The following is a 14,321-nucleotide window of genomic DNA, read 5'->3' as shown; positions in this document are numbered from 1 at the left end:
TGTCAGTATCGTTGTTATAATATATTATAGAGTGTATTTAACATGTTGAAATGAACCTTAGCATGAATTTTTGTAAGACTTAAGTCTTATGAATAGGTATTTTCACATCTATTATAGATAATTGACTACTTGTTGAGCAATTATTTAATGGTGTAGGATTGGAGTGATTTAATGTCTAGACAAAACTGGCAGTCTAGTGGCAAATACATTGCACTAGGTATCGCACTAGGAGCCACATTTGGAATTGCTTTTGACAATCTATCACTAGGTATTGGATTTGGCGTTGTCTTGGGTGCTGCATTTAGCTATATTTATAAAAAGAAATAATTACCTAAAAAATAGAAACGGGAGTAAAAATAGGATCAAACCTACCTCCACTCCCGTTTTTTACAGTTAGCGCTATTAAAGAAGTTTTTAATTATACTGTAGATTCATTACAGTTATTCTACATTTAACATAAAAATGCCTTTTTTCTTCAAAAAAAGCATTGTATTAAAAACTTTTTAACAATTATATCGACATCTTACTTGGTTTAACTGTTTGTCAGATGGCTCAATAGAAATCTTTATATAAGGTCTTTAATTGAATAAATATTACCATTCATTAATTCTTCATTTAATAGTAAATCAATCAATGCTTTACTTACTACTTCAGGTGATCGTAATTCTCCATTCTTTTTATAATCCAAAAATTTGTTAATCTCAGCAAATGCATCCTCTTTTGCTCCACGTATTACACATTGCATATCAGTATCCATAATGCCAGGATTAAATCCAATAATCTTGTGAGTTTTATCATCCTTTTCTTGCTCAAGTCCTGCAACATTTGTGTGCATATTAATAGCCGCTTTTGTACTATTATATACACTCCATCCGTGAATTGAACGGTCAGCAGCACCTGAAGTTACATTTACAATCACGATTTCAATGTTATAAGGTCTTAACTCCTTTATTAATAAATTATTAATAATCATAGGTGCTAAGTAGTTTAGATGTACTGCTTTTTCAATCAAGTTAGCATCTAAGAATCCTAATCGTTCAATTGGTTCAACCATCCCGGCATTATTAATTATATAAACTTTTTTAGGCTGTTTCATAATCAATTTCTGAATGATTCCTTTAAAGATTGTTTCGATTTCCTCCCTATTACAAAGATTTATTTGAAGGTGAGTATATATATTATTTTTCATTTTTTCATAGTAATCTACATGATCATTGGTACTTCGTGATAAGCCAATTACCTCTACGTTAGAATGTACAAGTGTTTTCGATATTTCAAACCCTAGTCCTTTTGATGCGCCAGTCACAATTGCAATATCCATTTCATAACCCTCCGCTTTTTCTTAATATCATTAAACATAAAAGGCTGATATCATCCGTTTGATACCAACCTTTTAAAATTGTAAGCACGTGTTTGGTTATCAATACGTCGCGCTTTATTAACTGTAATTCTTTCATTACCAACATATGATTGTTACTTATATTTTAAAATACGGCCACCTATAAAACAAATTAGAAAACAATTATAATTCGCTCCAAATTAGCAATACATGAAAAAAGTGGAGTCAGACCAATGGTCACTCCACTTTTTATTCCATTCAAATTAGAAATCAAAATTATCAGGGTCTGGACCTACTCGGTGATTTTGATTTAAAGCATCAATTGTTTTCATTTCTTCAGCTGTTAATTTAAAATCAAAAATATTCGCGTTCTCTTGAATTCGGTGCTCTTTAACTGACTTCGGAATGATCACAATTTCGTTTTGTAAATGCCAACGTAAAACGATTTGTGCAATTGATTTATCATGTACTTTTGCTATTTTTATCAGTGTTTCATTTTCAAATAACTGTCCTTGCATTAGAGGAGCCCATGCTTCCACTTGAATTGAGTTTTCTTTTAAGAAGTTTCTTAATTCTACCTGACTTAATAAAGGATGTAATTCAACTTGGTTAACCATTGGTTTGATTTCTGCAATTTCCAGTACATCTTGTAAATGATGAATTTGAAAGTTACTCATACCAATTGCCTTAACTTTTCCTGTTTTATAAAGTGTTTCTAGAGCTTTCCATGATTCTACATATTTGCCTTCAACTGGCCAATGAATTAAATATAAATCTAAGTAATCAAGACCCAGTTTCGTTAAACTTAGTTCAAAAGCATCTAATGTTGATTGGTAGCCTAAGTCAGCATTCCATACTTTTGATGTAATGAATAAATCTTCACGGCTAATGCCATTTTCTACGATTGCTTCTTTGATTCCTTGTCCTACTCCTTCTTCATTTCCGTAAATCGCTGCAGTATCAATACTACGATAGCCATTTTTAATAGCTGCTTTCACAGAATCGATGACAATTTGTCCATCTTCAACTTGGAATACTCCTAAACCAACTACTGGCATTTCAATTCCATTATTTAATTTCACTCGACTATTTAGATTATTCATTTTTATTTCTCCTTTATAATTTGGTTTTTAAAGTAGGAAAATGAGGAAGAACTTCTTCACCTAATTCTTGAATGACTTCTTCAGCAGGTCTTTGACTGTCAAACAACGCAAAGAATAGATGATTGACCCCAATTTCTTTATAGATATCTAATAAATTAATTAATGCATTTCTACCAATCCGATAACCTAATCTGATTGGCGTGGGACCTTCGTTTGGATTTTCCGATAAATCTAAGTGCATCGGTTGCGTAAAAGGTTTAAATGTACCGGGATGATAATGATTTACTAGACTTCGCCAATGCGAAATAGCTCCTTCTTGTTGAAATGGTGACCTAGGATAATACATCCAACCATCTCCATGTTCAGCAAACCATTCCATATCTTGTTGACTAAATCCTGTAATCATGGTTGGAATTCTTTTTGTTGGTTTTGGTACTAGATTCGCTCCATTAATTGCTCCCATTGAAGAATTGGAAAATACTTGTATAAAACATTTTGAAGATATTGAAACGACTCAACAAAACGATTTCCTCTATCCTCATGAAGTATACCCAGTCCCATAAAATCTGCTCTTCGATCACCAGAAGATACACCTATAATAAGTCTTTCAGGAAACAAGTTTTCTATTGTTGCAATCTCTTTCGCTACTCTTAACGGATGTCTCAATGATAAAACAACAGCTGACGTTCCTAACGCAATCTCTTTCGTTTTGCTTGCAAGATACGTAAGATATATGAACATATCATAAATTTGTCCCGCTGCAGGATCCCCAAATGAGGGATCTTGCAGTAGAACATCACGAAACCATAAGCTTGAAAATCCAAAATTCTCTGCAAGTTGAGCTAACTCTACTTGTTTTTCCATTGTAGGTGATTGAAATTGGTAATTTTCCAATGGTATATGCAGTCCGAGCGTTAGTTCATTCTCTTGATACATACGTTGGTAAGCATGATGATCATGAAAGTTGTTCATCAGCTTCACATCCTAACGTTAATTTCAAATATCATGAATTTGATTTTCTACTATTTCTTTTTTCTAAAGATGCACTCCATAAACTTAGTAGTACAGCACCAAATACCATTACTCCACCAATCCAAGGTGTATGAATTAACCCAATTGAATCAACAATCAATCCACCTACAAATGCGCCAATTGCAATGCCAATATTAAAAGCTGCAATATTCAAAGCAGATGCGATATCAACAGCTGATGGAACATATTTTTCAGCTAATTGAACGACATAAATTTGAAGTCCTGGAACATTCATAAATGCTAATAAACCTAAGAAGAAAATTGTTACAATACCTACGATTTTAAACGGTGCTGTAAACGTTAATATCACTAATACAATTGCTTGAATAACAAACATCCAAGTTAATGCTTTTAACGGATTACGATTTGCCGCTTTTCCTCCTAAAGTATTACCTATTGCAACTGCAATCCCATAAACTAATAAAATTACACTCACCGAACTAGGAGCAAAACCTGTAACCTTTTCTAAAATTGGCGCTAAATATGTGAAAGCAACGAATGTACCGCCATAACCTAAAGCCGTAATTGAAAAAGCTAATAATAACGGACCATTTGTTAATATTTTAAAGTTATCACTTAATTTTGAAGGTGGAGCTTGTTTTAACGTTTTAGGAACAAGAATCGAGATTGCAATAATTGCAATTAGACCTAATATCGCTACTGCCCAAAAAGTCGATCTCCAACCAAAATTTTGTCCAATGAAGGTACCTAAAGGAACCCCGGTAACAGTAGCTACTGTTAATCCTGTGAACATAAATGCAATCGCACTTGCTCGTTTATTCTCCGGTACCAAATCCGCAGCTATTGTTGAACCAATGGAAAAGAATACTCCGTGAGAAAACGATGTAATAATTCTAGCAACTAGAAGCAAACCAAAGCTTGTTGACATTGCTGCAACACTATTACCGACGATAAATATTACCATTAACAACATTAAAAGTGTTTTTCTACTCATTTTGTTTGTAAGAGCAGTAATGATTGGTGCACCAAATGCAACCCCCATTGCATATCCAGATATTAATAATCCAGCTAATGTGATCGAAATACTTAAATCATCAGCTAATGTAGATAAAAGACCTACAGGAACAAATTCAGTGGTACCAATTCCAAATGCGCTTATAGCTAAAGCCATTAAAGCCGGAGTTCCACCTTTATTCTCTTGAATATTTATCGTAGAAGTAGTTGAACTCATAAAAGAATCCTCCTTATAAAATTTTATTTTGAAATAAATGACCTAAAGAACACGGCGCCAGATATTATGTGTTCTCGGATGATATACGCAATTATGAATCAAATGAATCATAATTAGAAGTACGTACTTAAAAGTATTGTAGGTACTAAAAAGTAACCATTGTATAAATAAAGCTAAACAGGTGATCTAGAAACATCTTGTGTTCAAATTGATGATCACATTTGCCATTATGAGCGATAGTTATAGAAAAAAGAAGTATGCACTTTCAAGTGATATAGTTACTTTTTAGTAACATTTAAGTACTATAAGTGTTTTCCTTGAAGAAATTTTCATAATGAAAAAGAAAACTACACACGTCAGACATACAGTGTTATGATATGTAAATCACTTTGACGAAATAAAATAAACATAGAAAAAGTAGATCATTTTTGGAGGAAACAGTATGAAAAAATATAACATTCCTGTTGAAGCTTCATTAGATGTTATTGGAGGCAAATGGAAAGTTGTAATACTTTGTCATTTAATGAAAGGTAAAAAAAGGACGAGTGAATTAAAGAGACTAATGCCAGATATCACTCAAAAGATGCTAACTCAACAATTAAAAGAGTTACAAGTAGACAATATCGTAAATCGTGAAGTATTTAATCAAGTACCGCCAAAAGTTGAGTACTCTTTAACTGAATATGGTTGGTCATTAAAAGAGGTATTGGACTTACTTTGTTGTTGGGGAGAGCTTCATATTGAAAAGAAGTATCCAAATAAATGTGATGTTCTGCTTTCACCAGTTGAAGAAGAAAAAGAAACAGTATAAATTACGTGCAAAATAAAAAAGCCCCTTCTTTTTCAATAATAGGGGCATTTCTTATGTTATTTATCCGAATGCAACTAAAATTAAACCATCACTTTCTTTCCCAAATCGATGCTTAACACCTCTTGGAACAGTAATCATTGATCCTTCAGGGATGATGACTTCCTCTGACTCAGTCTCTAAGATAAAACTTCCTTTAAAAGCAATAATCATTTCGTCTACATTATCATGCTGCTCGTATGCATATTCTTGAGGTTTAAGATTGATCAGTAATAAACTTCCTTTTTGGAACTCTTTTAATACATGATCCTTGTCTACTTCTAAAGCTGAACCCAATTCAAAGATATTCGTTATTCTCATTCAATTTATCCCCTAATTTAGTATTTTCCACTTATGTATTGCGATTAAAACACTTAGTCCAAACATAAAAAAAGAGAAAGCCTATGTCAAGTTTATGCAACTATGCCAAGGCGATCTCTTTTCTATTTATCTAGATTAACTTTAATTTTTTGTGCCTTACCAACTACTTTTTTGTTTGAATCTAATACATCACTTGTCGTCAGTTCTAACCACTCAAGACTTGGGGTTGTTTTTTCTACAATAAACCCTAAAGCACCTTGTTTTGAAGCATTTGGCTCAATTTCTCCACCTAAATATTCAATATAGAAGTCATCATGAAATGCTTTTACTTCATTATTGCTTGTTTTTAGATGGGACACTGGTCCAAAGTTTACTTTTTCATCTGAATTGTTCACTAGTTCAACCTCTACCTTTACAAATTGGAAGTTCTCATAATTCTCAGTGTAGTAATGAAAATAATCCATCAAAGAATAGGTTGGAGAGTTTTGTATGAGCTTAACATTTTTAATTTTCATTTCAACAGAACCAATCGTAAATGTCTTATTCAGAGATGCTTTTCCTAGCAACGTTATTTCTCCTTTTTCATCTTTTAACTTTTGTCCTACCTTTAACAAATTTGTATCATCAGAAACTTGTGGGTTAGATACATAAATATCACTTAAAGATTTGGCTCTATTTTTTTCTATATTAGATGCAATTTTTGTCTGTTGGCTTTCGGTTTTCACATCGCCATTATTAGCTTTTTGCATATCACTACATGCAGATAACAACATAATACTCAGTAAAAGTGGAATATACTTTTTCACTGAAAATCCCCCTTCATCCATTACGATTCATTAAAGTAAAAGAGTTCCCATCAAACACAACATTCAATGGGAACACTATTCAAATTTTCCTATTTGCCATTCTTTAAGATCGAAAAGATATTTTTTGCTTGGTCTGTATTATCGATTTTCCCAGCAAAGTACTGACTACCAGGTCCATATGCATATACGTTTACGTCCTCACCAGTGTGTCCGCCTGTTGTCCAACCTGTTACAGAGCGACTATCAAAAATTGTTTCAATTGCATTATCGATTGTTACTAAGTCCTTCTTTTGTGCAGCTGCTTTAACTGACTGAATCTCTTCTGGCTTTAAAGGAAGATCAATATATGATTTAAGCGTTTGTTCTACATCCGCACCTTTTACAATTTGTTCTGCCATAAAATCAGGCGTACGTTTAGCAGCAGAAATTGGTGCACCAAACCAGTTATAGTCCCCTTTTGCACCAACTGAATAACCACCAGTAGAATGGTCAGCTGTTGCAACAACTAATGTATGTTTGTCCTTTTTCGCAAATGCAATCGCAGTTTTAAAAGCCTCTTCGAAGTCTTGCATCTCACTCATTGCAGCTACAATATCATTATCATGACCAGCCCAGTCAATTTGGCTACCTTCTACCATTAAGAAGAAACCGTCTCTATCTTTTACTAGTTTATTAATTGCAGTATTTGTCATGTCTCTTAATGAAGGCATTGTTGCCTCACGATCCATCATCTTAGGCATTCCACCAGGTGCAAATAATCCTAACATTTTCGAATTTTTATCTTTTAACATATCTTGTTTATTTGTAACATAAGAAAACCCATCTTTCTGGAATTCCTTCGTTAAGTCACGGTCAGCTCGTACAAAGTTAGATAAACCACCGCCCAGCATGACATCAATTTTATGACCGCCTTTAATCATTTCATCATAGTAATCATCAGCAATTGCATTCATGTTTTTACGACTTACATCATGTGCGCCATAAGAAGCAGGAGTGGCATGAGTTATTTCTGAAGTAGCTACTAGACCTGTTGATTTTCCTTTTTCTTTTGCAGCTTCAAGTACTGTCTTGACAGTAGAGCCGTCATTATCCACACCAATTGCAGCATTATATGTCTTAACCCCAGCTGACATTGCAGTTGCCGCAGCTGCAGAATCTGTTACGTTTTGTGCAGGATCTTCGGGATATGTCATTTGTTGCCCAACAAGATAATGGTCAAATTCTGTTTGCTCTACTACTTTTGTAGCAGGGTTGTCCTTTAAATAACGATAGGCAGAAGTATATGAAACGCCCATTCCATCGCCAATTAAAAAGATTACATTTCTAATTTCGCTTTTCTTTGTTACTTCTTTTGCTTGCACTTCATTATTAGCAAATGACCCAATCAAAGCACCAGCTGTAATTGTAGAAAGTACAGCCACCGGTATTAATTTCTTTTTAAGTGTATTCTTTAACAAAAGAAAAACCTCCCATACATTTTTAATTTATTTACTATTTAACAGTAACTAAGATTTATTAATCTGTTGTTTAACTGATGTAAACAGTAAATAAAAGAATATGTAGATGAGGTAAAAAATTAAAAGATTTTAATATTAGAAAATACGAAAAATAAGCAAAATATGAAGTATAACTTAGGTTTCCAAATCTCTTTTCCTTTAAGGCATTATTTAATAAACATTAATATTCGCATCAATAATTAACAATTCATTAACATTTAAAATACTTTTCGCTAAAGTCTCATCTTTTCTTTGTAAATAAAAAAAGATTGAGCTCATGTATGAAACTACATGCTTTCAATCTTTTTTGCTATAAACTTGAAAGTTTGTGTTATTTAGTTGAAAAATGTTGCCCAAAGCAAGTAGGCATTTAATAGTGCAATTACAGCTGCGATAATCCATGCAACTACTTTTAGCCAACCCCTATTAACAAATGGACCCATTTTCTTTGCATCACTTGTAAACATGACCAGTGGTATAACTGCGAATGATAATTGTAATGAAAGAATAACCTGACTCAATATTAATAAATCGGTTGTTCCTTTTGCACCATAGAGATACGTTACAATTAAGGCTGGTGTTATGGCAATTAGACGTGTAATTAGTCGTCTTAACCAAGGTGATAATTTAATATTCAAGAATCCTTCCATTACGATTTGGCCAGCTATCGTTCCTGTAAGTGTTGAGTTTTGACCAGAAGCTAGTAATGCTAAACCAAAAAATGTACTCGCTAGAGTGGTACCTAATAATGGTGTAAGTAATTGAAATGCATCTTCAATTGATGCTACTGCAGTATGCCCTGTCTTAAAAAATGTCGAAGCAGCTAATATTAAGATTGCTGCATTTACGAACAATGCGATCATTAAAGCTACTGTAGAATCAATCGTTGCATACTTAATCGCTTCTTTTTTACCTTCATTAGACACTTCAAATTTTCTTGTCTGTACAATAGAAGAGTGAAGGTATAAATTATGTGGCATGACAGTTGCTCCTAAAATACCTAAAGAAATGTATAACATTTTTGGGTCGGTAATAATTTGCGAGCTAGGAATGAACCCATTAAATACTGCTTTTATATCTGGCTGTGACATTGTTAATTCAAATATAAAACAACCAGTAATTAAAATAATTAATGAGATAACAAGTGCTTCAATATAACGAAAACCTTTATTTTGCAATAGTAATACAAGTAAAACATCAAATGCCGTTAAACAAATACCATAAAACAAAGGTATATCGAATAATAAATTTAAAGCGATGGCCGATCCTATTAGCTCTGCTAAGTCACAAGCCGCAATGGCAGCCTCACATAGTAACCATAAAACAAACGAAACAGGTTTACTAAAGTGATCTCGACAGGCTTGAGCTAAATCTCTTCCAGTTACAATACCTAATTTAGCAGATAGTGATTGTAAAATAATTGCCATCATATTCGAAATAAGTATGACTGATAAAAGTGTATAGTTAAACGCAGATCCGCCCGCCAAAGATGTAGCCCAATTCCCTGGGTCCATATAACCCACTGCCACTAAATAACCAGGACCAGCAAAAGCCATAAACTTTCTTAAAGAACTCGCTTTTTTTGGAATCGGTAGCGATCGATGCACTTCTTGTAAACTTGGTTGTGTTTTTTCCCTTCTCCAACCTGAATCGTCATAATTAGATTTTTCCTGTGCTTTTTCTGACAAGTTTCCCACCACCTATTTTATTGAATAAGTCTAATAGTTTTTCCCTAGGGAAAGATTTTAAATTATATGCTGATTTTAACATAATAGTTCTTATTTGAAATAGAAAAATGAATTATTATAGTTTTTTAATGTTTGAAGAAATTTATTAGTTTTTTAGCTGTTATTTATACAGAAAAAATCTATATAAAAACACCACTCTTAAGAAGTGGTGTTTTTCGAATTTCCTATCTATGTTTTACGTGTCTTTGAGGAGTTATATCTTGGTCCTCGTCCTTAGGATTTATATATTTAATTGCGATAAATGCACCTACAATACCAAGTATCAACGATAAAATCATCATATAATTATCTGGACCTTTCATTAAGTATGCAAAGGCAGGCGGTCCCGCTGCAACACCAACAAAACGCAATGAACTATATAAAGAAGTAATTGTTCCTCTTTCTTCTTTTTCAATTCCTTCCGTTACTAATGAATCCAAGCTTGGTAAGGATAATCCAATTCCAATTCCGCAAAAAATAAGATTTAAAATCAGCAAAAAGATGTTTTTTGAAAATAGCGGTATGAGAAAAGACAGACTAACTATGATGAATCCAATGTAAATACATCTTTTCATGATCGTTTTCTGATCACCAATTTTTTTTCCTGTCACATAAGATGTAAGTGATAAGGCCGCTAAAGGAATGGCTAATACTAACCCCTTCATAACACCGTGTATTTGGTAACGATTTTCTAATATTGATGAAAGATAAAAAAGCATGCCAAATAAAATAAACATGATAATGGCACCTAAAATGAAAATTGTATAAAGCCAGCGTCCATTTCGTTTTAAAATCTTCCTTATTGATCGAACAAACTTTTTTACTGATTTTACCTTTTGTTTCTTTTTTTGTTTTGGTTGTTTTACAAAAATTGATATGAAGATGATGGCAATCGCACATAGAATTGGGATTGCAAAAAATGGTAAAAACCAAACAACGGACGCAAGAACAGAACCTAAGATAGGACTTAGTACTTTCCCAAAGGTGTTAGATGTTTCAACTAGCCCTAAGCCACAACTTACCTCTTTTTCATCTTTAAACATATCTCCAACACAAGGAATAACAACTGGCATAGCACCAGCAGAACCGATACCTTGTATGATTCGTCCAATTATGATCCAAAGGAAAGGATTTTCCATTTTCCAAGATGCCCAACCTGTTAGTACGCCACCTAATCCTGCAATCAGTAAGCTAGGTATAATTACTTTTTTTCTTCCCCACTTATCGGACAAATAGCCAGCAATTGGTATGAGAAGTATCGCAAAAATTGAATAAACAGTTATAATCATGGATACTTTAAATCCCGTTATGCCTAGTTGTTTTTCAATTTTTGGTAGGACAGGAATCAGCATTGAATTTCCTAAGGTCATTACCAAAGGGACACTGGAGAGTGCCCACAAACTCATTTTTTGTTTTTTATCCATAATTCCTCCACCACATTCTAAACAAATACACATTACCTGCAATACAATTACTTTACCCTAATCCTTCCTTCTTACAGTTTAAATAATTTTCCAATCAAGTTCATGACATTGAAAAACGTAAGAAATGGATATAACTCCCAAACTTTTTATAATTTGTACGATGTTTAGAATCAGGAAGGTATACTTACATAACAAAAATTGTAATACCCGGTTTTCCTTATTACATATTACTGTTCACGATAGATAATATTAATGATATGGTGATGACTCACCTACTAATTTCGATGTGGAGGGATTTTATCTTGAACATTCGTGAAGGACTCATCCCAACGGTACTTGGATCAGCTGTTACAGCGACTGGTTATGCACTAAAGCAAAAGCGTGGGTCTAACAAAATGATTGCAAACACCGTTTTTGGTTTCGGTTTAGCCCACATTGTCTTAGGTGCAATTGACCTTGTAGAACATCGAAGTTAGAAAAAAGGAGAACATTTTTGTTCTCCTTTTCGTTTAAACCGGATAGTAAATAACCATATTTAAGCGTGTTAATGTTTCTCCAGAATTAAAATAAGTGTGTTCACGATCTGCTTTAAACTGGATTGAATCTCCGGCTCCTATAATATGTTCAGTATCATTAACAGTCAAAGTCAGTTCCCCTTCAAAAACTGTAATGAACTCCTCAGTATCGATTCCATGTGGACTTGCATTTAATATTCCGCCTTTTTCTAACTCAGCTGAATATACTTCAAATCTTCTTTTTTCGTCAAAAGGGAAAAATGGATATACTCTGTATTTTCCATTATCCTCCGTCAAGGCATGTATTTCATTTTTACGAATCACCCTTGCTTCCGGTTGTGGATTTTCAATTAATGAAGTAAATGATATTTTTAAACCATTTGCGATTTTCCAAAGTGTCGTAATTGTTGGGCTAGATTCTCCTCTTTCTATTTGTCCAATCATTGTCTTACTTACACCAGTTAATTCTGCAACTTTTTCCAAACTCAACTTTTTTTTCTCTCTATGACTTTTCAAATTTTTTGCAATGATTAAATTTAGCTCTTCCATTTAGAAAAACTCCTAACTTTTTGTTGTGCGTTATAGTGTCCATAATGTATAGTATAAAATACAATACGTTATATAGACCATTTTGAACATTATAACATAATAAGGGAGAGATTTTTATGCCAGTTCTATCATTTTTACTTTTTGTTTTTGTAGCTTCATTTACCCCGGGACCAAATAATATTATGGCAATGATCTTTGCGAATCGAAACGGCTTCAAAAAATCGATTAGATTTTGCGTTGGTGTAGGAGTTGGATTCTTTATTACCATGTTGATATGTAGCTATTTTAATTTGATACTACATTCTTTTATCCCAAAAATTGAACTATTCCTGACTATTTTCGGCTTTGTTTATATGTTGTATTTAGCTTATAAGATTATGAAAAGCAGCGCTAATCAATCGAACAGTGACGCTGGAAAAACTAGTACTTTTTTTACAGGGATGATATTGCAATTTATTAACCCAAAAGGACTGATTTACGGCTTAACAGCTGTCTCATCATTTATTATTCCGTATTACAAAACGAACTTCAGTTTAATTCTTGCCTCGTTTTTTCTAGCATTTGTCGGTTTCGTTAGCACTGTTTGTTGGAGTGCTTTTGGGTCGGTCTTTCAAAAGTTTTTATCAACATACAGGAAACAGTTCAATATTGTTATGGCTTTATTGTTAGTTTATACTGCCGTTTCAATTATTCATTGATATTTATCAAACAAAAAAGGCAAGTATTCAATATACTTTGCCTTTTTCCTTTATTTATTAACCTTTTATGACTATATAATGAGTCTCAGGCTTTGCACCTAATCTAAGCGGGATACCCGTTGTGCCATATCCATTGCTAATGATTTGGGTTATACCATTTTGAATGTGTACTTTGCCTTTTTCATAAGGACCAAAGCCTAAAATGCGAATCTGTCCACCATGTGTGTGCCCACTCAGTACTAAAGTTATCTTATGCTCGGGCTGTATCAGTTCCATTACGCTTGGATTATGACTAACTAATAATTTAAATCCTGTTTCCTTTTTATCATGAAGCGCATGATTGATATCGATATGACCAGTATTCAAATCATCTACACCAATTAATGTCCACTCGGTATGTTGATGCTTCATAAGCGTTGCATCATTTTTTAAAATACAGACGTCAAATTTCTCGAAAATACCCATTAATTCATTTAGTCCGTTTTCTTGATCATTATTTCCCCATACAAAGTAAATTGGACCAAGACTTCTTAATGTTGCGATATTACTTTCAACCCTATGGAAGGGCACGCCTTTTTCAAGTAAATCCCCACCAATAATCACTAAGTCAACTTCATCTTTCAATTTTTGAAACATATTCGGATGAATCAATCTCCTATGTATGTCTGAAATAAAGAAAATTCTTAACGGTTTATCGAGCATTGTATTTGAAAATGTAAATTCATGCTTCCTAATGATATTTAAATGCGCTTCTTTATACATGTAAAATAAAAGAATCATACAGAATGATGAAAGTATTAGTATTAAGTAAAACATCCCTTGACCTCCTAAAAAGTTGAAAAGTTGAATGACCAATATATTAAATGTCGGATGGTCGCAATCCGGTCCTCAGCTCTCGCCCCACTGAAAGGAGGCATCCTGGAGTTGTCATGAACTAAACCAAACTTAAATAGTGTAAAAAACAGACAAAATAAAAAAGACTCTTTTGTAAAGAGTCAGTCTATATTAGAACATTTTTAACATACAAAAATAGATAGAAAACACCTGTACCTAATAATATGATTGCGGCAACTAGAAAAAAACCATAAACATAACCTTTCATTGCAGAAAGTATATCAAGCAATGCATTTTTTATAAATTCTAACAGTCTCTTCAGATTGATCACCCGCCCGTTTTCACTACAATACATTAAGGTAGCGTTCAAACATTCTAATGGCAACCCACTTGGAATCAAACCATTTTTTATCAATTTTACCGACAACTAATATGTAT

Annotated in this window: 14 protein-coding genes and 1 pseudogene; 4 read left to right on the top strand and 11 right to left on the bottom strand. The window is 33.3% G+C overall.

Annotation, left to right across the window (positions count from 1 at the left end):
* The first annotated feature begins 171 nt into the window (after positions 1–171).
* A complete protein-coding gene (locus V7056_RS06840) occupies positions 172–327 on the top strand; it encodes a glycine zipper domain-containing protein (protein ID WP_499700486.1) in 156 nt (51 codons plus the stop codon).
* Positions 328–565: 238 nt separating this feature from the next.
* Here the strand turns inward: V7056_RS06840 and V7056_RS06835 are convergent, their stop codons facing one another.
* The 4 genes and pseudogenes from V7056_RS06835 to V7056_RS06820 form a co-directional block, all read right to left on the bottom strand.
* Positions 566–1,321 (bottom strand): SDR family NAD(P)-dependent oxidoreductase, encoded by a 756-nt coding sequence (locus V7056_RS06835; RefSeq protein WP_499700484.1) that lies wholly within the window; start codon positions 1,319–1,321, stop codon positions 566–568.
* Positions 1,322–1,602: 281 nt separating this feature from the next.
* Positions 1,603–2,442, bottom strand: coding sequence for an aldo/keto reductase (locus tag V7056_RS06830; RefSeq protein WP_499700482.1), 840 nt, complete (start codon positions 2,440–2,442; stop codon positions 1,603–1,605).
* A gap of 13 nt (positions 2,443–2,455) precedes the next feature.
* Positions 2,456–3,414: pseudogene (locus V7056_RS06825) on the bottom strand (LLM class oxidoreductase).
* A 31-nt stretch (positions 3,415–3,445) separates the two neighbouring features.
* Entirely contained in the window at positions 3,446–4,666 is a 1,221-nt protein-coding gene (locus V7056_RS06820) for an MFS transporter (protein WP_499700481.1), read from the bottom strand.
* Positions 4,667–5,108: 442 nt separating this feature from the next.
* Between V7056_RS06820 and V7056_RS06815 the strand changes: the two genes are divergently transcribed.
* The gene (locus tag V7056_RS06815; protein ID WP_499700480.1) at positions 5,109–5,477 is read left to right on the top strand and encodes a winged helix-turn-helix transcriptional regulator; all 369 of its coding nucleotides are present in this window, start codon (positions 5,109–5,111) and stop codon (positions 5,475–5,477) included.
* Positions 5,478–5,537: 60 nt separating this feature from the next.
* Here the strand turns inward: V7056_RS06815 and V7056_RS06810 are convergent, their stop codons facing one another.
* The 5 genes from V7056_RS06810 to bcbE all read right to left on the bottom strand — a co-directional run bounded on the left by V7056_RS06810 (position 5,538) and on the right by bcbE (position 11,287).
* Positions 5,538–5,834, bottom strand: coding sequence for a cupin domain-containing protein (locus V7056_RS06810; RefSeq protein ID WP_499700479.1), 297 nt, complete (start codon positions 5,832–5,834; stop codon positions 5,538–5,540).
* 122 nt (positions 5,835–5,956) lie between these two features.
* Positions 5,957–6,640 carry a DUF4352 domain-containing protein gene (locus tag V7056_RS06805; RefSeq protein WP_499700477.1) on the bottom strand — a complete coding sequence of 228 codons (684 nt, stop codon included), beginning with the start codon at positions 6,638–6,640 and terminating at the stop codon, positions 5,957–5,959.
* 89 nt (positions 6,641–6,729) lie between these two features.
* Positions 6,730–8,097 (bottom strand): alkaline phosphatase, encoded by a 1,368-nt coding sequence (locus tag V7056_RS06800; protein WP_499700475.1) that lies wholly within the window; start codon positions 8,095–8,097, stop codon positions 6,730–6,732.
* A 374-nt stretch (positions 8,098–8,471) separates the two neighbouring features.
* Positions 8,472–9,824 carry an Nramp family divalent metal transporter gene (locus V7056_RS06795; RefSeq protein WP_499700473.1) on the bottom strand — a complete coding sequence of 451 codons (1,353 nt, stop codon included), beginning with the start codon at positions 9,822–9,824 and terminating at the stop codon, positions 8,472–8,474.
* A gap of 224 nt (positions 9,825–10,048) precedes the next feature.
* Complete coding sequence (gene bcbE, locus V7056_RS06790; protein WP_499700471.1) at positions 10,049–11,287, bottom strand: bacillibactin exporter BcbE; 1,239 nt, start codon at positions 11,285–11,287, stop codon at positions 10,049–10,051.
* A gap of 302 nt (positions 11,288–11,589) precedes the next feature.
* Here bcbE and V7056_RS06785 point away from each other — a divergent pair, with 302 nt between their 5' ends.
* Positions 11,590–11,763 (top strand): asparagine synthase, encoded by a 174-nt coding sequence (locus V7056_RS06785; RefSeq protein WP_088003923.1) that lies wholly within the window; start codon positions 11,590–11,592, stop codon positions 11,761–11,763.
* Positions 11,764–11,796: 33 nt separating this feature from the next.
* Here the strand turns inward: V7056_RS06785 and V7056_RS06780 are convergent, their stop codons facing one another.
* Positions 11,797–12,351 (bottom strand): helix-turn-helix domain-containing protein, encoded by a 555-nt coding sequence (locus V7056_RS06780; RefSeq protein WP_499700469.1) that lies wholly within the window; start codon positions 12,349–12,351, stop codon positions 11,797–11,799.
* Between the two features lie 116 nt (positions 12,352–12,467).
* Between V7056_RS06780 and V7056_RS06775 the strand changes: the two genes are divergently transcribed.
* On the top strand, positions 12,468–13,049 hold the full coding sequence (locus V7056_RS06775) for a LysE family transporter (protein ID WP_499700468.1): 582 nt from the start codon (positions 12,468–12,470) through the stop codon (positions 13,047–13,049).
* A 57-nt stretch (positions 13,050–13,106) separates the two neighbouring features.
* On the opposite strand, the gene V7056_RS06770 is transcribed toward V7056_RS06775, so the two are convergent.
* Positions 13,107–13,865, bottom strand: coding sequence for a metallophosphoesterase (locus V7056_RS06770; protein WP_499700466.1), 759 nt, complete (start codon positions 13,863–13,865; stop codon positions 13,107–13,109).
* Positions 13,866–14,321: the final 456 nt, after the last annotated feature.

Origin of the sequence: Bacillus sp. JJ664 (assembly GCF_036962205.1) — a bacterium.
In the GTDB taxonomy this organism is placed as follows: domain Bacteria; phylum Bacillota; class Bacilli; order Bacillales; family Bacillaceae_G; genus Gottfriedia.
Note: the sequence above shows the minus strand (reverse complement) of the source record. Positions and strands in the feature narration are given on the sequence as shown.

Bases quoted from the DNA above. Each gene is read 5' to 3' on its own strand.
- V7056_RS06840 (WP_499700486.1), top strand. From the start codon at position 172: ATGTCTAGACAAAACTGGCAGTCTAGTGGCAAATACATTGCACTAGGT.
- V7056_RS06835 (WP_499700484.1), bottom strand. From the start codon at position 1,321: ATGGATATTGCAATTGTGACTGGCGCATCAAAAGGACTAGGGTTTGAA.
- V7056_RS06830 (WP_499700482.1), bottom strand. From the start codon at position 2,442: ATGAATAATCTAAATAGTCGAGTGAAATTAAATAATGGAATTGAAATG.
- V7056_RS06820 (WP_499700481.1), bottom strand. From the start codon at position 4,666: ATGAGTTCAACTACTTCTACGATAAATATTCAAGAGAATAAAGGTGGA.
- V7056_RS06815 (WP_499700480.1), top strand. From the start codon at position 5,109: ATGAAAAAATATAACATTCCTGTTGAAGCTTCATTAGATGTTATTGGA.
- V7056_RS06810 (WP_499700479.1), bottom strand. From the start codon at position 5,834: ATGAGAATAACGAATATCTTTGAATTGGGTTCAGCTTTAGAAGTAGAC.
- bcbE (WP_499700471.1), bottom strand. From the start codon at position 11,287: ATGGATAAAAAACAAAAAATGAGTTTGTGGGCACTCTCCAGTGTCCCT.
- V7056_RS06780 (WP_499700469.1), bottom strand. From the start codon at position 12,351: ATGGAAGAGCTAAATTTAATCATTGCAAAAAATTTGAAAAGTCATAGA.
- V7056_RS06775 (WP_499700468.1), top strand. From the start codon at position 12,468: ATGCCAGTTCTATCATTTTTACTTTTTGTTTTTGTAGCTTCATTTACC.
- V7056_RS06770 (WP_499700466.1), bottom strand. From the start codon at position 13,865: ATGTTTTACTTAATACTAATACTTTCATCATTCTGTATGATTCTTTTA.